Consider the following 18,339-nt stretch of genomic DNA (forward strand, 5'->3'; position numbering starts at 1 on the left):
ATGGCAGAAAATCGCTTATCAGAAACCGACACTTTTTCATTTGAAATTAATCAGAGTAATGTCAGTGATTATGCAAGCAATCCGTTAACACTGTGGAATATTTCTGATGCTATTACTGCCATTTCTGCCCATATTGACCCCAGGTGGCTATGGCGAGCTAATGCTTTTTTAGAAAGTCTCACTGCATCAGTTTGGTGTCCGAGTTTTACTCGTTCTCCTTATCCCGAATTTTACCCAGAGGATTCAGCGGCGGAAAGGGCAGCTAAATTAATGAAATTAGAGAGCAATCACCCTAAGTTTGGTTTGCAATTACTGAGAAGAAAAGGCTCGTCAAATCCTTGGGTTGAGGCAGCTTGTCCGGTTATCCAAAACCGAGGGCGGCGGTTTTATGTGCCTCTAATCAACCCTTATTTAACTGCCAATGAGGTAAAAATATTTGGAGTAGATGACCAGTTAGGTTTAAGTTTTAAGGATTACGGTAACGGTATATTAGGCGGCGGTTCAATAGGCAGTAATCGCGGCTATGACACCATTTATATAGAGGGTGAATATCGGGTCGAATTAGATTTGATACTGATGGCTAAACGCCCGGCTAATACCTTGATGAACACAATAACAGTCGGACTTAATCCTATATTAATCGCCCCCGCTAATCCCAACCGTGCTTATTTTGAAATTCAGAACCAGGGAGAAACTCAATTGCTTTGGGGGTTGGGTGCATCGGGAAATAATGCAACTACTCACCCATTCAGAATGCCACCCGGTCAGATTTATTATCCCGGTAATGTATCAGGATTTATTCCGACTGACGCGATATGGGGTAAAGTAGTAGAAGGTTCGACAACTGTTTTAATTATGGAGAGTTCTTACACATGATGATAGCTTTTTATGGATTAGATGACTTAGAAAATTATCCGGTAGATTTATCCTTAGAATCTGCGGTTAATCCTGTTCATCTATGGGATAAGCGGTTAGAGATTCTTATAGCTACAAATAAGGATGTGTTTAACCGCCATTTTTTGCTACCAGGTCGCCCCGCCAATGGATATTTGATTTATAGAGAATTAAAAGCATTGGCTCATGTTCCCCAAGAATATAAAACCATTGTTGATTTTCCTTCCCCAGAAGAGAGGCAAAGAAGGATATCCCAAGCCAAAGACGAAAATTATCGTTTTGTCCTTGAGCAATGGCTGGAAAGAATAGAGTATTTGTGCCATATCTTTCCATTTTTGGAAGTGTTGCCAATTGCGGCTTTTTTGTCTGATTCTGTTAGTCCCTATCGCCCCCTGTCTGTTCCCACGCTAAAACAACGGAAAACCATTAAACTTGTCTCCTTGGAACCCATAGAAACAATGGAACGGGAATGGGTTGTTGGCGGACGAAAATTGACCAAAGAGGGATGGTTGCAACTATTTCCTGAGTTGATGCAGGAGTGCGAACCATGCGAGAAGTAGAGGAACGTAGCCGAAGGACAAAAGACATTGTAAGGAATCGCAACTATAGGCAAGCTATAGATGTCATAGAAAGAGAGGTTAAAAGACTAGAAGCCGACGACAAACCCAGAGCGCGAGTAAGATTTCCCCGTGACGATGGAGACATTGATATAGATGTGGGGGGGATAATTGAATTTGCCCAGGCAATGAAGCCAAAAATAAGCGCAGAGGAAGATTTACAAGATGGCAGAACTAGGAGAGGCATAAAAGCTGAGAAGATAGGCAGCACAGCCCGTGGATTTGTAGACCTTGATGAAGATGGCAACCCCAAAGGTTTTGGGGGAACAATTGACAGCATTAATGATGCCAATGTCTCGGTTTACTTTGGGGAATGTGAGCAAACCATGAGCGTAACCATGTTTGGCAAAACTGTCACTTTTGCTCGGAATGTTTGCGAGGATGATATAGAAGAACCATCGGAGACAGATGAAAATGAAACAAGTGATGATACAGATAATATTTTACCTCCCAGTGTTGGTAATCCTCCTTTTCCTCTAGGTTTCTCAGGGAGGTTAGCGGATTTTTTTTAGTCCATAGAGTAGGTCACATGGGTGGGTGGTTTGCAAGCACAAAAGAAAACTTTTTTGACCATTTTTCTAACGGAGGTGATGCTATTACCTCTTCCAGAGAGTTTTTCTCATCAATAGAGTTTCCCAGTTCTAGCAGTGAAGTTATATCTGTGCAAAAAATAGGAACTTTTCCTTTCTCGTTGGGCTACGAATATTATCGTGATTTACACATAAGTAAAGGTAGGGGTTTCCATCCCTCTACCTTTAGGTACTATCTGGCTAAATATACAGGTACAATCCATAACTTCAATGGCCCAAATGAGTATTTGGCAACAAGAACTTGTCGTGTCACTAATGGTCGCACGTGGTCGAAGCCTAACTTATTCGGATCAGTCACTATAAGAGTGTGTCCTGTTCATGTGCCGTATAGAAATCCTGAAACTGGCACGTTGCAGTCTTATTTTGTTGATTATACGACTAGGGGTTGGGTAGTCGAGTGGAGTCTTTTACCAACAACAATCAACAATCATCAACCAGAGCCGCCGCCAAGTTTACCAATATTAAGGAATGACATGAATCAACAATGCTGTGAAGATTCTACCAAAATGATTAGGGAAATCCATAAAGCCCTAGGGGTCAGGAAGTTGCTAGATAAGAGTTTCCAGATTCCGGCTAATATGATGATACCAGAGGGACGGGGAAATCACATAAACAAAGATTATTTGGAAATCATGTCTGACCTGTTCAAAACCATAGATAATTATGGTTTTGATGCTCCGGTTACCGTGACGGTTCAGGATACTAACAAAGCCCAAGAAGGCGACCAGTCTATTGAGTTAAAGTTTAATTCATTGGGGGCAATATTAAAGGCTCAGACTGAGCTTTTGATTGAGTTAAAAGGTGATAGCGCCAACCGGCTAAATATTCAGATTCGTTTAGCCTATATAATGACGAGAATGTATAGAACTTTGGCTAAGTTGTATTATCGAACGTCGGCGATTTTAGACGGGTTGGGAATTCCCATTATCTCGAAAGTGGTTACGTTGCCAATTGAGTTTAATGTGTTTGGTAAAAAACACTGGGGGGCTGGAAAGGGTTTTGGAAAGGATAACAAGAAAGGTCAGGAGCCTAAACTTGATTTGAATGATGAAGACACGACGGAAGCCATGCTGCCAGATTTGTTGGAGATTCACGACTATGAAATAGAGGTTGATGAGTTTAGGGCTAAAAGTAATGACCTCTATGAGGTTTTAATAGGGATAGCGGCAAAATTAAGGTCATAGTTTTATCATGAGTAAAAGAAGAGCGCCAAGGGGTTCGGGTAATTCCCAGCCGGATTCGGGTGGTGGGAAAAAACCGCCATCGGCAGGACAGGAAAAGGCTAAGTTTAAAAGTGACACTCGGAAAAGAATTGAGGAAGCGATCGCTGTGTTAGATTTCCGGCTGCATCTGGAATATTTAAATGTAGCATCAGCAGTTGGGGGCGGCGACTTTGAAGAGTTTAAACGTTCTTGGTTGATGAATTACTATAACGCCATGACAGCATCTGGGTTTAAGGATAAACCCAAGACAGCCCCCAGTCGGGAACAGCAGCCCCGCCTCATCAAAACTAATGACGAGTTAATGGAGATTCGTGATATTAAATCTGACAACTTGTCTACTGGAAAGTCGCCAAGCCAACGCCGCCGAGAAAGATTGTTGCCCAACAATGACCACGAAATAGGTTAATAAATTATGTCTAATGTTGTAGGTGTAGACCTGAAAGAACTAACTTCAACCGCTGTAGCTGGCAAGGAAATCGCAGCACAATGGTTTAATGCTTTTTCATCTCAACTGTATAAAGAGGTTCAGATTTTAAAATCTTTTGATTTTAAGAAATGGGCCGGAAGTCTTAAAGGTAGTGCTTTAGCTATTGGAGAAAACATCAAAAAAGGCAACTGGGGATTTTTCAAAGATTGGCTATTAGAAGCCCCTATGATTCCTAAAGTAGCAGGGCTTCTAGCGGGTGGTGTAATTGCCGGGACTGTGCTGCTTGTTGGTGGAAAAGCTGTAGGGCTTGTTGGTGCGGGTGTGGGGAGTTTAGTAGCAGCCCACCCGGCTTTTGTAGGCGGTTTTTTGGGGGGTAACAGTGCCTACACTAATGGGCAAATTAACCCAAGGAGTTTCTCAAGCGTATAATTTTGATTGGGCAGCATCTGACAAAAAAATGATGGATGATTTAAAACAAGCAGCTAACGCTTTATATGTTCCCTTGGGAGAGACAGTCGGAAAATCTCTGGCTGCTTTAGTTGCAGGCAAGGTAGGAAGCACGGCGACAACAACTCTAAGAATTAGAGAAGGCGCGATCGCCGCCATGTGTATGATTAACCCAACCATTAAGGATACTTTGGTAGAAGCCTTGTCGTCGCTTAGATATGCGGTTCAAGAGGTTGCTAAAAAAGCACTGTTTGTCATAACTTATATTAACACCAGGAAAGTAGCAGCTAAGTTGTTAGATAAGGAGGAGACTTGGGGGAAAGAAGGACAGTCGCCTTTTATCGTTTCTGAAAAGGTAGAGGAAACCTGGTCTAAGATTAAAGCAGATGAATATTTTGACTGGGTAAATGAACAACAGTGGGAGGGTATGGAATCATTAGCCTCTACTTTCTTTGAAACATTAGGGGATTTACTAACAGACCAGGGAACTTATGAGGAGTGGATTCCTGTGTAAATTAATCGGCTGAGAGAGGGAGTATTTATGGCAAATGTTGGAAGGCTAACCCAACAAACTTATATCATGATGGCTCGCCAAAGGCGCATCACGAAACTCTCGGATAAGCGCCCGGAACGAGTCCGAATAGAATTGCAACCCAACTGGGATGTTTACCAACTGCAGCCTGACAGAAAAAACCCAGATTACAAGCTGCTGATGGCGGGTTCCGAGTCAGCTTTGGCATTGCAGTTGTCTCAGCTCGGATGGATGGAGAAGATGATCGATCATCTCCTCAATGCCAGCGACCTAAAATTTGACGACTGGTTTGATGCTTGGGCGGCGGGTTATCCAGAGCTGCGTTATAGATCCAACCCAAAACTCCCCAATTTAAGCACCAACTATCCGGCGCGCAATCTAAGAAACAGCGACGGAGATACCATCCCCAGATGGAGAGGAGACGCGAGTTCTCGCCCGGCTTATATTGAGTGGCATCCTTCCGACAGAAAAACATCTAAGGAGGTTGGGCTTCACCGAACAATAGAATATTTTCCAGATCGCTCCGAAAACAAATCAGTTGTCTTGACCGGGAACGATAAGGAACTAATTAGGCAAATCCTGCAAATCCACTACGAGGGCAGCGGCAGTAGCGAAAAATCCGATAGCACAGTCTCAACGGGTATCAGTTACCGGGGCGCTCCTAAAGTTGTGCTGTACTTTTTGGAAAGAATTGAGGATGTGGAGAAAGGCTACCGACAACTGGAAGCGAGAGTCGGTTTCCGTTTGGTGGGAAAAACGGAAAATCCAAACGGAGTCGGGGACTTGCTGACGAAAGCCAATATCAGAAGTTTGGCACAAAGAATTTTCCAGCACTTTCTACAGCCCCAGCAGTTCCGGTTCCGCAAAGGAAGGGAATCGGTTAGTTATCGGGACAAATCCTCCGGGTTAGAATCGTTTGTTTTTGCGACCAGCACGGCGGAAGGTGTCAATCTCTACCAGCGCATCTGCCAGGTGATGCAGATCGAGTTTGACAACTCCAAAGTATTTACATCGACCAACCAAAATCCAGCCCAAGCGTTCCCTATCACATCTCCAGAAGTGACGATATTGGGTAACAAAATCAAACCGCCGCGCCGCCGTCCGGTCGGGTACGTCTACTTTAGGGAAGCAAAATTGTTTTTAGAGATGCTCAATGAGCCTATCCTGCTCTGTGACTACAACGGTCATCTATATAGAAATCCCGATTAGAAGACAACCCCAACACTTTTTTTAGACCAAACAAAACTCCTTGCATATCCGGAAACCCTATAGGTTTCCGTATATGTTCCACCTCCTAAAAATGTCTGCTATGAATGAAGTAGTAAGCAGTTTTGAAGCAACAAGGCGGGTATTGGATGCCAAGTTTAGCAGATACGAAAATTTATAGTTGGACTGCGCCCACCCCAGGCGGAACGGGAACCATGACAGTAGCGGCTCGGCTTTCTAATAGATACGATGGCATTGCTACTGACTTGGGAATGACAGCCCACGCAGACGCTAGTGGAGTCACCGCGCAAATGGTAAAGGCAAATCGAGCAGTCCAAGAGGGGCTCTTGATGAAAATGCGGATTAACTATCGGAAAAGTAACAAATATTTTGGGGCTGATATTTATGTACCCACAGACAAAGTTTCTGATGCTATCCAAAAACTAGCTGGCAAAGCCTGGGATGGTACTGGGGTGATTACTTCCTGTCGCGATCGCATAAGGGCTGATTTTCGTTAATAGAGAAAGGATAAAATATTAATGGCTAGAACACAACTCTGTCAGGCAATGGATGGTACTAAAGTTAGAGTCTTTAGAGCCAGTGCGGTAATGTATACAGCCGGAACTAAAGATGTTTTAGGCGTATCCCCAGTAGAAGAAGCCAACGCTAATGATCCAGTGTATGACACCGGGGAATTAATGCGAACTGGTTTGTTAGTAAGGCTTGCCGTTCAGTGCAACAACGGCACTACCAAACCGCCAATTACTTATAGACTTTTTTGCACAAAGGAAAAAATAAACGAGGCTTTGACGTATTACAATAGTAACGGTAGGACTCTAAATGGTAAGAGCGTCATGAACGCTGGTTTTGAACGCCGCCTAGTTATCAAATAAGGCATGGATTTTACCGACGCTTATGGTGCATGGAAACTGATAGCTTCAAGCTATCAGCCTACCCAAGAATGGATAATTCACAACCCCCCAATTACTGAACACTCATTATTGAGGTTTAAATTTTCAACTGATTGGGGGCGTTGGAAAAATCCCTATGATGGCTATAGGTCAATGCTGCTTATCAGAGGGCATTATCGTGATGATTCTGGGAGTTTTGGCTGGGTAACAGGACAAAGAACTGTATACGTTACAGAAGAACCACAACTGATTAATTATCCGCCCATAGAAGAATTTACAGATAATTCCTGGACAATTAGAAAGCTAGGAGTCCGCCGCCGGTTTTTCAAAAACGCAACATGGATCGAAAATCATCCTACAATGGATCTAAAGTTTAACGTAATAATTGAGGCTTTTGTAGCTTAACATGAATATCTCTCTCGCTCAATTAATCAACCATCTCCCAGATGGTTCAACCTTAAAAACCTTGCTGGGGTCATTAGGTTCGGAAGCTGAAAACGTAGACGCTACCGTAGAACTTTACGAATTTGTTGAGGCTTTTTACCAGGCACAAGTCGAACGCAACCAACTACCTGATGTTCAACGATTAAACGTAGTTTCTGCTCAGACATTGTTCAATATAGTGTTACAACCGGATGGCTCTGTGACAAGACAGATAGATAGACAATTGTCATTCTACCAAAAATTTGAGAATTCAGGAATTATTAGTAGACCACAATTCTAATTTGCCAACGGTCTAAATTTTTCGGGTGATTGGGAGTCTATCCGAATTACCCGAAAACGAAGTACCAGCAATTTTTTCAAAACTTAATTTTAGTTTTTGAAAGTACAGGAGTTTCTAACTTTATGCATCTAGAAATTGAAAAAATTGCTTTAATTATTGGTTGGCTTATTTCTTTTTCGGGAGGTATTTGGTATCTTTCAGCAAAACATACTGAACTCCAAATTAATGTCAAAAAAAATCAAGAAGATATCGATAGATTAAGAAGTTCAGTCAGAAGCGAATGTCGAGGGGACAAACAACTGGTCTGGCTTACTTTAAAACATATTGAAAGATATTTAGCCAAAACCACTGACTATAATGAATTAATCTTAAAAAAAGACAAAACAAACAACGATGAATTCTAATACATTACCTGAGATAGTCAAGCTAGGAACTGATGGAATTACAGTTTTTTTAGTCTGGCAGTTGATGAAACAAAACCAGAAACTAATTACTGAAGTTAACTCCAGAGACAACGAACTAATGAACCTGATATACACAATCCTAAATCAGTCCAGACAGAATCCCACCAGGTTAAGCGATCGCACTAGCCGGATTAACTGTCCCAGGGGAGAAAGCAAGGAGTAAGTTATCAGACTGACCCAATGGAAGGTAGCCTACTGGGAAAATGGACAAAACAAGTACAAATTCCCAGTTAGGACAAAAAAGCGATCGCATTAAGTCCCTTGACACCAATCTGGACTTCTACAACTCCAAGGCAAAGGTAAACGCTTCTTTCTATCCCTTGGGCGAGTTGAGACAGTCGCCTAGTGTTGGGTATGGCTAACCCTCCCACCCGCCCCTACCCAAGGAACCTAAAAGAAAGCCCGTTTCTATCACTGGGGCGGGTTTAGACAGTCGGCTGGTGTGGGGTACGGCTAACCGTTGAACCCGCCCCTACCCAAGGAATCTAAAAGAAAGCCCGTTTCTATCACTGGGGCGGGTTTAGACAGTCGGCTGGTGTGGGGTATGGTTAACCGTTGAACCCGCCCCTACCCAAGGAACCTAAAAGAAACCGGGTTTCTGGTTAGAAAAGTTCTGGGCAGGAGCAGCGATCGCTCATGTCACGCTAAGATTTTCAGTAGCAGTTTTGGAGCATGATTTCATCTCAAATTAGGTTAACATTTGACGGCAATACGGTATAATACCAAGTATGGTGCGAGACCTTCGGGTATGAAATAGAGCTGAAATGGGCGAAATAACTACCCGGTGAGGACTTCAACCCCTTGGTTGATTGGGTCGCATCCCTGGCCATCCCATAACACAGCCTGATTTTTTGGCCCACCTTCGAGACTTCCAATATGGTTGCCAAGGTGAAGCGTCTAATCAGGTCTAAGACTGCCCGCGCCATGCTGACATGGGCGCATTATCGATTCAAACTAACCCTGAGACATCAAGCCGAGATAACTGGAACCACAGTTGTAGATGTGACCGAAGAATACACCAGCAAAACCTGTACTCACTGTGGTCATGTGCATTCCCAGCTAGGTGGCTCAAAAGTGTTCCGATGTCCGGAGTGTGGGTTCACTCTACCCAGGGACTGGAACGGTGCTTTTGGAATCTTTCTAAAAGCTTTGCGGGATACCGCCTCTGTTACCTTAACGGGTAATAGTGCTATCGTCGCATTGTCCGGCAATAGCCGGATAAATGTCGCGTAAATGTATCAGTACACCGTAGGTCAGAGTTTAGAGCGTATTCGCAGTTTAGCCCATGTTACCGAAACCGTTTATTCTTTGTATGTCACCGACTCCGATCGCCATTTAATTGGCATTCTCTCCCTGCGCGACTTAGTAACTGCTCAGTTAGAGCAAACCGTTGGTGAAATCCTCAGCCGGGATTTTGTCTCTGTACAAACCTATACAGACCAAGAAGAAGTCGCCCGCATCATTCAGCGATATGATTTTCTAGCAGTTCCTGTCGTCGATAGTCAGCACCCCCGGCTGAAGCACAGGGGCTTCGTGCCCCCCTTTCAGGTAGCTGACCAGCCTAAGCCTTAACTGGCTACGTTCAGAGCAAGAGTTAAAGTTCCTACCCTGGAATGCGTGCTAGTTCCAGGCCCTAGAACCGAATCGTTAAACATCTCTAAGGGGTTAAGGACGTGCGATTTGGATAGTACCGACTCTGAACATTGGCGAAGCAAACATTACCCCGCAAGGGAGTCGGAGCCAACCATAGCTCCATGGAGGGGCAACCATACCCCTCCACCCCGCAAGGGGGTGCTGGCGGCGGTCAGCCGCTTGAGTCGGTTTTCCTCTCCGCTATAAATCACGGAGCTTCCAACCCTCCCAGGAGTTTTACGTGAAAAGCGACTCGTCGGAATTATTACCGTTGATGATATCTTGGATATCCTCGAGAAGGAAACCACCAAAGATATCTACGCCTTGGGTGGCTTACAGGCGGACGGAGATAACTATTTTCAGATCAGTTTACTCACCGTAGCCCGCCGCCGGGTCGTCTGGCTGTTAGTCTTGTTAGTGACCAATAGTATTACCGCCTCTATTCTCAAGACCCAGAGAGAGATTCTCCAAGACGTGGTAGCCTTATCCTTTTTTATTCCCCTGTTGACCGGAACTGGGGGAAATGTCGGCGCTCAGTCTTCCACGGTCGTAATTCGGGGGATGAATACTGATGAAATTTGGTCTTTGGGATCTTTCCAGGTAATTCGGCGGGAGGCGATCGCCGGTGCTGTACTGGGTGTCATTTTGGGGACCTTGGCGACTATATGGGCTAGTGTATTTATTGTCCCCGGTCAAATAGCAGTGGCGATCGCAGTTGGTATGAGTTTATTGGCCATTTCCCTGTTGGCTTCTGTCGCCGGTTCCGCTTTGCCTTTTTTGTTCCGATCGCTCAAATTAGACCCAACTTTGATGTCTGCGCCGTTTATTACCACCGCCGTTGATGTCTTGGGGGTGTTAATATATTTGAATTTAGCTCGGATGATTTTGCCAAGTAATAGTCTCAATTAACAGAATGTTGCATTACCGTAATCTACTAGAAATAGCTGAATATGTCGGTTTGGCGGTCACTGTGGTGGGAACTGTCGCCACTTTCACCGGCCGATCGCTATTATATGGCGGCATTCCTCTATTGATTTTTCTAGCTATTGGTCTAGTTAACCGCTATCTGTTAAAGCAATATCTGCGATCGCTTACTTTCAATGTCAAAGCTAACGTTGACTTGAACACTCAGGCGATCGAACAGTTAAATCATATTGCTCAGGCTAATGCTGTTTCTGCTAATATCAACACCCTCAAATCTACCGCTAATTTAGACATGGCGGCGCTGACCGATAATTTAACTACCCTTAATGGGACTCTCCAGAATATTTTAGAGCGCCAAAATGCCCTCGAACAGGCGATCGATGCTATTCAGGGAGAGTTGGAATTGGTTGTGCGAAAGTTTCAGCAGCGACCTGAGTTAGAACAGGTCGAGAATTTAACCCATGTCATTGTCGATTTACAGCAGTTTATCAATCAACTACCCCAGTGGGGAGCCCTTCAACAGCAACAGTTAAATGAGTTACAGGAAAGAGTTTCTGGGGCGATCGCTGATTTACCTCGACAGGTTGAAGTCGCCATCAGCGATCGCTTGGATAATTCCACTTAGAATCTCAATCAGGATTTGATGTGCTTGATCAACAATTGAGTGATCGCCTGAAGTTCTTTTTTGTTAAAAGTCTTCAGTAACACCTTCACCACTTCCTTCGGATCTGCTGGTATCGTAATTTCCTTAGCAGTCGCCGGGACTCTCCCTTGGCTACTTCCCAGTTTAACTAGAGCATCACTAGGCGCTATAGCATCAGCTTTTCCCGCTTCCAGGAGTTTCGCCGCCTGCTGAAGTTCCTTAATTACCGTATTTTTCAGAACCGGGAAAGGAGCCTTGGGATTAGCGATCGCGCCATGGGTAGTTTTCACTAAATTTTGCCAAGGTTCCACTCCTGGTGCAATTTTCAGCAAATGACCACACAGCCCCGCTATTTGTTTCCGTAGCGCCGGAGATTCCGGTTTGCTCAAACCCTGCAACATCGGTTTCAGAACCGCCGTCACCTTAGCCAGCGCTGACGGTACCGGTTTACTTCCCCCAGACGAAGCCGCCGCCACCGCAGGTGTTGCCTTGCCACTCATCAAATCCGCTAGATGCTTCTCCAGCATATCATACACCGGAAGGGCAGCCTTAGCAATTTTTTCCCCCATTTCCACTGATAAACCCGACGGACTTTGTGCCCTTTCAATCAGGTTCTTTAGTACCTCATAACACTTGTTTGACAGTGTAACAACCTTGCTATCAGCTTTTATGGGAGTGTCTTTAACCGACTTAAAACAATCTTCAAGTCGTTTAGAGACCTTATTAATACTGGCTAAACTCGGCATCTGTTGCGTTAACATAGCCGAGGCTCCCTTAATCGAGTGCGCCGCTCTGTACATAGTAATCATCGGTTCGCGATCGGAGTCAGCCATAATTTTTGGCAGATCCTTCAACCCCGTACTAAGTTCTTCGAGGCGTTCTCCCGCCTCTTCCATAAAGATAGCGATTATTTTTTGGTCTTGGCTCGTCGGCACGGCTGCCCTCCTATCGACAATTTAACGCCGAGCTTTATTATGAGCGGTACTGTTAACCTGGTATGTCTTAACACTACAAGTTAGAAGCCATTGCCAGACAACCCTACTCATCACTTACCCAAAATCATGGGTTTCAAGCTCCGCCCCCTTCGACCAACTCACGGCAAGCCTTCAAAGGCGACTGGCTTTCTCTCTGTTATACTATCACCTGCACAGTTTTTCCAGGTCTGACCACTATCATAGGTTGATTGTTTAATCAATTTTAAAAAATTGCCTCACCAGAATCCGCCTCAATCCTTGACAGCCACCGGAACTAATGATATAATCTTGACACCATCCTAGATGATAGTTAGTTTTGTAACTTTTTTGTTTTTCCCATAATTACCATATAAAATTGTAGGGGCGGGTTCTGCTGTCAATTTTCCATCCCTACCCGGATACTAATAAACCCGCCCCACCACCGATAATTAATCATTCAGAAACCCGGTTTCTTGACCTCTGGGGAAAAACCCGGTTTCTTGACCACGATATTCTGCATCAGATGAATAAAATTTGCCGTTGACCCGATAAGTTATCCCTCTGACGCTACGAGGGTAATAATTATTAATTATTAATTATTAATTATTAATTGTAGGGGCGGGTTCTGCTGTCAATTTTCCATCCCTACCCGGATACTAATAAACCCGCCCCACCACCGATAATTAATCATTCAGAAACCCGGTTTCTTGACCTCTGGGGAAAAACCCGGTTTCTTGACCACGATATTCTGCATCAGATGAATAAAATTTGCCGTTGACCCGATAGGTTATCCCTCTGACGCTACGAGGGTAATAATTATTAATTATTAATTATTAATTATTAATTGTAGGGGCGGGTTCTGCTGTCAATTTTCCATCCCTACCCGGATACTAATAAACCCGCCCCACCACCGATAATTAATCATTCAGAAACCCGGTTTCTTGACCTCTGGGGAAAAACCCGGTTTCTTGACCACGATATTCTGCATCAGATGAATAAAATTTGCCGTTGACCCGATAGGTTATCCCTCTGACGCTACGAGGGTAATAATTATTAATTATTAATTATTAATTATTAATTGTAGGGGCGGGTTCTGCTGTCAATTTTCCATCCCTACCCGGATACTAATAAACCCGCCCCACCACCGATAATTAATCATTCAGAAACCCGGTTTCTTGACCTCTGGGGAAAAACCCGGTTTCTTGACCACGATATTCTGCATCAGATGAATAAAATTTGCCGTTGACCCGATAGGTTATCCCTCTGACGCTACGAGGGTAATAATTATTAATTATTAATTATTAATTATTAATTGTAGGGGCGGGTTCTGCTGTCAATTTTCCATCCCTACCCGGATACTAATAAACCCGCCCCACCACCGATAATTAATCATTCAGAAACCCGGTTTCTTGACCTCTGGGGAAAAACCCGGTTTCTTGACCACGATATTCTGCATCAGATGAATAAAATTTGCCGTTGACCCGATAGGTTATCCCTCTGACGCTACGAGGGTAATAATTATTAATTATTAATTATTAATTATTAATTGTAGGGGCGGGTTCTGCTGTCAATTTTCCATCCCTACCCGGATACTAATAAACCCGCCCCACCACCGATAATTAATCATTCAGAAACCCGGTTTCTTGACCTCTGGGGAAAAACCCGGTTTCTTGACCACGATATTCTGCATCAGATGAATAAAATTTGCCGTTGACCCGATAGGTTATCCCTCTGACGCTACGAGGGTAATAATTATTAATTATTAATTATTAATTATTAATTGTAGGGGCGGGTTCTGCTGTCAATTTTCCATCCCTACCCGGATACTAATAAACCCGCCCCACCACCGATAATTAATCATTCAGAAACCCGGTTTCTTGACCTCTGGGGAAAAACCCGGTTTCTTGACCACGATATTCTGCATCAGATGAATAAAATTTGCCGTTGACCCGATAGGTTATCCCTCTGACGCTACGAGGGTAATAATTATTAATTATTAATTATTAATTATTAATTGTAGGGGCGGGTTCTGCTGTCAATTTTCCATCCCTACCCGGATACTAATAAACCCGCCCCACCACCGATAATTAATCATTCAGAAACCCGGTTTCTTGACCTCTGGGGAAAAACCCGGTTTCTTGACCACGATATTCTGCATCAGATGAATAAAATTTGCCGTTGACCCGATAGGTTATCCCTCTGACGCTACGAGGGTAATAATTATTAATTATTAATTATTAATTATTAATTGTAGGGGCGGGTTCTGCTGTCAATTTTCCATCCCTACCCGGATACTAATAAACCCGCCCCACCACCGATAATTAATCATTCAGAAACCCGGTTTCTTGACCTCTGGGGAAAAACCCGGTTTCTTGACCACGATATTCTGCATCAGATGAATAAAATTTGCCGTTGACCCGATAGGTTATCCCTCTGACGCTACGAGGGTAATAATTATTAATTATTAATTATTAATTATTAATTGTAGGGGCGGGTTCTGCTGTCAATTTTCCATCCCTACCCGGATACTAATAAACCCGCCCCACCACCGATAATTAATCATTCAGAAACCCGGTTTCTTGACCTCTGGGGAAAAACCCGGTTTCTTGACCATGATATTCTGCATCAGATGAATAAAATTTGCCGTTGACCCGATAGGTTATCCCTCTGACGCTACGAGGGTAATAATTATTAATTATTAATTATTAATTATTAATTGTAGGGGCGGGTTCTGCTGTCAATTTTCCATCCCTACCCGGATACTAATAAACCCGCCCCACCACCGATAATTAATCATTCAGAAACCCGGTTTCTTGACCTCTGGGGAAAAACCCGGTTTCTTGACCACGATATTCTGCATCAGATGAATAAAATTTGCCGTTGACCCGATAGGTTATCCCTCTGACGCTACGAGGGTAATAATTATTAATTATTAATTATTAATTATTAATTGTAGGGGCGGGTTCTGCTGTCAATTTTCCATCCCTACCCGGATACTAATAAACCCGCCCCACCACCGATAATTAATCATTCAGAAACCCGGTTTCTTGACCTCTGGGGAAAAACCCGGTTTCTTGACCACGATATTCTGCATCAGATGAATAAAATTTGCCGTTGACCCGATAGGTTATCCCTCTGACGCTACGAGGGTAATAATTATTAATTATTAATTATTAATTATTAATTGTAGGGGCGGGTTCTGCTGTCAATTTTCCATCCCTACCCGGATACTAATAAACCCGCCCCACCACCGATAATTAATCATTCAGAAACCCGGTTTCTTGACCTCTGGGGAAAAACCCGGTTTCTTGACCACGATATTCTGCATCAGATGAATAAAATTTGCCGTTGACCCGATAGGTTATCCCTCTGACGCTACGAGGGTAATAATTATTAATTATTAATTATTAATTATTAATTGTAGGGGCGGGTTCTGCTGTCAATTTTCCATCCCTACCCGGATACTAATAAACCCGCCCCACCACCGATAATTAATCATTCAGAAACCCGGTTTCTTGACCTCTGGGGAAAAACCCGGTTTCTTGACCACGATATTCTGCATCAGATGAATAAAATTTGCCGTTGACCCGATAGGTTATCCCTCTGACGCTACGAGGGTAATAATTATTAATTATTAATTATTAATTATTAATTGTAGGGGCGGGTTCTGCTGTCAATTTTCCATCCCTACCCGGATACTAATAAACCCGCCCCACCACCGATAATTAATCATTCAGAAACCCGGTTTCTTGACCTCTGGGGAAAAACCCGGTTTCTTGACCACGATATTCTGCATCAGATGAATAAAATTTGCCGTTGACCCGATAGGTTATCCCTCTGACGCTACGAGGGTAATAATTATTAATTATTAATTATTAATTATTAATTGTAGGGGCGGGTTCTGCTGTCAATTTTCCATCCCTACCCGGATACTAATAAACCCGCCCCACCACCGATAATTAATCATTCAGAAACCCGGTTTCTTGACCTCTGGGGAAAAACCCGGTTTCTTGACCACGATATTCTGCATCAGATGAATAAAATTTGCCGTTGACCCGATAGGTTATCCCTCTGACGCTACGAGGGTAATAATTATTAATTATTAATTATTAATTATTAATTGTAGGGGCGGGTTCTGCTGTCAATTTTCCATCCCTACCCGGATACTAATAAACCCGCCCCACCACCGATAATTAATCATTCAGAAACCCGGTTTCTTGACCTCTGGGGAAAAACCCGGTTTCTTGACCACGATATTCTGCATCAGATGAATAAAATTTGCCGTTGACCCGATAGGTTATCCCTCTGACGCTACGAGGGTAATAATTATTAATTATTAATTATTAATTATTAATTGTAGGGGCGGGTTCTGCTGTCAATTTTCCATCCCTACCCGGATACTAATAAACCCGCCCCACCACCGATAATTAATCATTCAGAAACCCGGTTTCTTGACCTCTGGGGAAAAAACCCGGTTTCTTGACCACGATATTCTGCATCAGATGAATAAAATTTGCCGTTGACCCGATAGGTTATCCCTCTGACGCTACGAGGGTAATAATTATTAATTATTAATTATTAATTATTAATTGTAGGGGCGGGTTCTGCTGTCAATTTTCCATCCCTACCCGGATACTAATAAACCCGCCCCACCACCGATAATTAATCATTCAGAAACCCGGTTTCTTGACCTCTGGGGAAAAACCCGGTTTCTTGACCACGATATTCTGCATCAGATGAATAAAATTTGCCGTTGACCCGATAGGTTATCCCTCTGACGCTACGAGGGTAATAATTATTAATTATTAATTATTAATTATTAATTGTAGGGGCGGGTTCTGCTGTCAATTTTCCATCCCTACCCGGATACTAATAAACCCGCCCCACCACCGATAATTAATCATTCAGAAACCCGGTTTCTTGACCTCTGGGGAAAAAACCCGGTTTCTTGACCACGATATTCTGCATCAGATGAATAAAATTTGCCGTTGACCCGATAGGTTATCCCTCTGACGCTACGAGGGTAATAATTATTAATTATTAATTATTAATTATTAATTGTAGGGGCGGGTTCTGCTGTCAATTTTCCATCCCTACCCGGATACTAATAAACCCGCCCCACCACCGATAATTAATCATTCAGAAACCCGGTTTCTTGACCTCTGGGGAAAAACCCGGTTTCTTGACCACGATATTCTGCATCAGATGAATAAAATTTGCCGTTGACCCGATAGGTTATCCCTCTGACGCTACGAGGGTAATAATTATTAATTATTAATTATTAATTATTAATTGTAGGGGCGGGTTCTGCTGTCAATTTTCCATCCCTACCCGGATACTAATAAACCCGCCCCACCACCGATAATTAATCATTCAGAAACCCGGTTTCTTGACCTCTGGGGAAAAACCCGGTTTCTTGACCACGATATTCTGCATCAGATGAATAAAATTTGCCGTTGACCCGATAGGTTATCCCTCTGACGCTACGAGGGTAATAATTATTAATTATTAATTATTAATTATTAATTGTAGGGGCGGGTTCTGCTGTCAATTTTCCATCCCTACCCGGATACTAATAAACCCGCCCCACCACCGATAATTAATCATTCAGAAACCCGGTTTCTTGACCTCTGGGGAAAAACCCGGTTTCTTGACCACGATATTCTGCATCAGATGAATAAAATTTGCCGTTGACCCGATAGGTTATCCCTCTGACGCTACGAGGGTAATAATTATTAATTATTAATTATTAATTATTAATTGTAGGGGCGGGTTCTGCTGTCAATTTTCCATCCCTACCCGGATACTAATAAACCCGCCCCACCACCGATAATTAATCATTCAGAAACCCGGTTTCTTGACCTCTGGGGAAAAACCCGGTTTCTTGACCACGATATTCTGCATCAGATGAATAAAATTTGCCGTTGACCCGATAGGTTATCCCTCTGACGCTACGAGGGTAATAATTATTAATTATTAATTATTAATTATTAATTGTAGGGGCGGGTTCTGCTGTCAATTTTCCATCCCTACCCGGATACTAATAAACCCGCCCCACCACCGATAATTAATCATTCAGAAACCCGGTTTCTTGACCTCTGGGGAAAAACCCGGTTTCTTGACCACGATATTCTGCATCAGATGAATAAAAT

Annotated in this window: 19 protein-coding genes and 2 pseudogenes; 19 read left to right on the forward strand and 2 right to left on the reverse strand. The window is 43.3% G+C overall.

Annotated features, from left to right (window positions below):
- The 17 genes and pseudogenes from HFV01_RS02750 to HFV01_RS02825 all read left to right on the forward strand — a co-directional run bounded on the left by HFV01_RS02750 (position 1) and on the right by HFV01_RS02825 (position 9,607).
- Positions 1-876, forward strand: a complete 876-nt coding sequence (locus tag HFV01_RS02750) for a group 2 RNA polymerase sigma factor SigC (protein WP_193520809.1) — start codon at positions 1-3, stop codon at positions 874-876.
- Entirely contained in the window at positions 873-1,454 is a 582-nt protein-coding gene (locus tag HFV01_RS02755; RefSeq protein ID WP_193520810.1) for a hypothetical protein, read from the forward strand. Before HFV01_RS02750 ends, HFV01_RS02755 begins: the two co-directional genes overlap by 4 nt.
- On the forward strand, positions 1,442-2,023 hold the full coding sequence (locus HFV01_RS02760) for a hypothetical protein (RefSeq protein WP_318286120.1): 582 nt from the start codon (positions 1,442-1,444) through the stop codon (positions 2,021-2,023). The genes HFV01_RS02755 and HFV01_RS02760 overlap by 13 nt, the downstream gene beginning before the upstream one ends.
- A 551-nt stretch (positions 2,024-2,574) precedes the next feature.
- Positions 2,575-3,285 carry a hypothetical protein gene (locus HFV01_RS02765; protein ID WP_318286121.1) on the forward strand — a complete coding sequence of 237 codons (711 nt, stop codon included), beginning with the start codon at positions 2,575-2,577 and terminating at the stop codon, positions 3,283-3,285.
- A 7-nt stretch (positions 3,286-3,292) separates the two neighbouring features.
- Positions 3,293-3,730 (forward strand): hypothetical protein, encoded by a 438-nt coding sequence (locus HFV01_RS02770; protein ID WP_006623587.1) that lies wholly within the window; start codon positions 3,293-3,295, stop codon positions 3,728-3,730.
- Positions 3,731-3,736: 6 nt separating this feature from the next.
- A complete protein-coding gene (locus HFV01_RS30080) occupies positions 3,737-4,180 on the forward strand; it encodes a hypothetical protein (RefSeq protein ID WP_318286122.1) in 444 nt (147 codons plus the stop codon).
- Positions 4,181-4,208: 28 nt separating this feature from the next.
- On the forward strand, positions 4,209-4,712 hold the full coding sequence (locus tag HFV01_RS30085) for a hypothetical protein (protein ID WP_318286123.1): 504 nt from the start codon (positions 4,209-4,211) through the stop codon (positions 4,710-4,712).
- 27 nt (positions 4,713-4,739) lie between these two features.
- Positions 4,740-5,939 (forward strand): hypothetical protein, encoded by a 1,200-nt coding sequence (locus HFV01_RS02780; RefSeq protein WP_006623225.1) that lies wholly within the window; start codon positions 4,740-4,742, stop codon positions 5,937-5,939.
- A 146-nt stretch (positions 5,940-6,085) separates the two neighbouring features.
- Entirely contained in the window at positions 6,086-6,454 is a 369-nt protein-coding gene (locus HFV01_RS02785) for a hypothetical protein (RefSeq protein WP_046319112.1), read from the forward strand.
- Positions 6,455-6,475: 21 nt separating this feature from the next.
- Complete coding sequence (locus HFV01_RS02790) at positions 6,476-6,829, forward strand: hypothetical protein (RefSeq protein WP_006669513.1); 354 nt, start codon at positions 6,476-6,478, stop codon at positions 6,827-6,829.
- Positions 6,830-6,832: 3 nt separating this feature from the next.
- Positions 6,833-7,252, forward strand: coding sequence for a hypothetical protein (locus HFV01_RS02795; RefSeq protein WP_046319114.1), 420 nt, complete (start codon positions 6,833-6,835; stop codon positions 7,250-7,252).
- Position 7,253: 1 nt separating this feature from the next.
- Complete coding sequence (locus tag HFV01_RS02800; RefSeq protein WP_006623222.1) at positions 7,254-7,571, forward strand: hypothetical protein; 318 nt, start codon at positions 7,254-7,256, stop codon at positions 7,569-7,571.
- 122 nt (positions 7,572-7,693) lie between these two features.
- Positions 7,694-7,975: a hypothetical protein gene (locus HFV01_RS02805; RefSeq protein ID WP_006669510.1), complete on the forward strand. Its 282-nt coding sequence runs from the start codon at positions 7,694-7,696 to the stop codon at positions 7,973-7,975.
- The gene (locus tag HFV01_RS02810) at positions 7,965-8,198 is read left to right on the forward strand and encodes a hypothetical protein (protein WP_006623220.1); all 234 of its coding nucleotides are present in this window, start codon (positions 7,965-7,967) and stop codon (positions 8,196-8,198) included. Before HFV01_RS02805 ends, HFV01_RS02810 begins: the two co-directional genes overlap by 11 nt.
- A 40-nt stretch (positions 8,199-8,238) precedes the next feature.
- Complete coding sequence (locus HFV01_RS02815) at positions 8,239-8,397, forward strand: hypothetical protein (protein ID WP_155839128.1); 159 nt, start codon at positions 8,239-8,241, stop codon at positions 8,395-8,397.
- Positions 8,398-8,872: 475 nt separating this feature from the next.
- Positions 8,873-9,268, forward strand: a pseudogene (locus HFV01_RS02820) (zinc ribbon domain-containing protein); the annotation flags it as partial.
- Positions 9,269-9,607: a CBS domain-containing protein gene (locus HFV01_RS02825; RefSeq protein WP_046319119.1), complete on the forward strand. Its 339-nt coding sequence runs from the start codon at positions 9,269-9,271 to the stop codon at positions 9,605-9,607.
- A 146-nt stretch (positions 9,608-9,753) separates the two neighbouring features.
- Here HFV01_RS02825 and HFV01_RS30090 read toward each other — a convergent pair whose 3' ends face one another.
- Positions 9,754-9,933: a hypothetical protein gene (locus HFV01_RS30090; RefSeq protein WP_432430806.1), complete on the reverse strand. Its 180-nt coding sequence runs from the start codon at positions 9,931-9,933 to the stop codon at positions 9,754-9,756.
- Here HFV01_RS30090 and mgtE point away from each other — a divergent pair.
- Together mgtE and HFV01_RS02835 are read left to right on the forward strand one after the other, a co-directional pair.
- Positions 9,893-10,576, forward strand: a pseudogene (mgtE, locus tag HFV01_RS02830) (magnesium transporter); the annotation flags it as partial. The gene HFV01_RS30090 and the pseudogene mgtE sit on opposite strands and share 41 nt — an antisense overlap.
- Before the next feature lie 4 nt (positions 10,577-10,580).
- Positions 10,581-11,216 (forward strand): hypothetical protein, encoded by a 636-nt coding sequence (locus tag HFV01_RS02835; protein ID WP_108614711.1) that lies wholly within the window; start codon positions 10,581-10,583, stop codon positions 11,214-11,216.
- An 8-nt stretch (positions 11,217-11,224) separates the two neighbouring features.
- Here HFV01_RS02835 and HFV01_RS02840 read toward each other — a convergent pair whose 3' ends face one another.
- The gene (locus HFV01_RS02840; protein ID WP_006623594.1) at positions 11,225-12,169 is read right to left on the reverse strand and encodes an Hpt domain-containing protein; all 945 of its coding nucleotides are present in this window, start codon (positions 12,167-12,169) and stop codon (positions 11,225-11,227) included.
- Positions 12,170-18,339 lie beyond the last annotated feature (6,170 nt).

Origin of the sequence: Limnospira fusiformis SAG 85.79, from assembly GCF_012516315.1 — a bacterium.
GTDB lineage: Bacteria > Cyanobacteriota > Cyanobacteriia > Cyanobacteriales > Microcoleaceae > Limnospira > Limnospira fusiformis.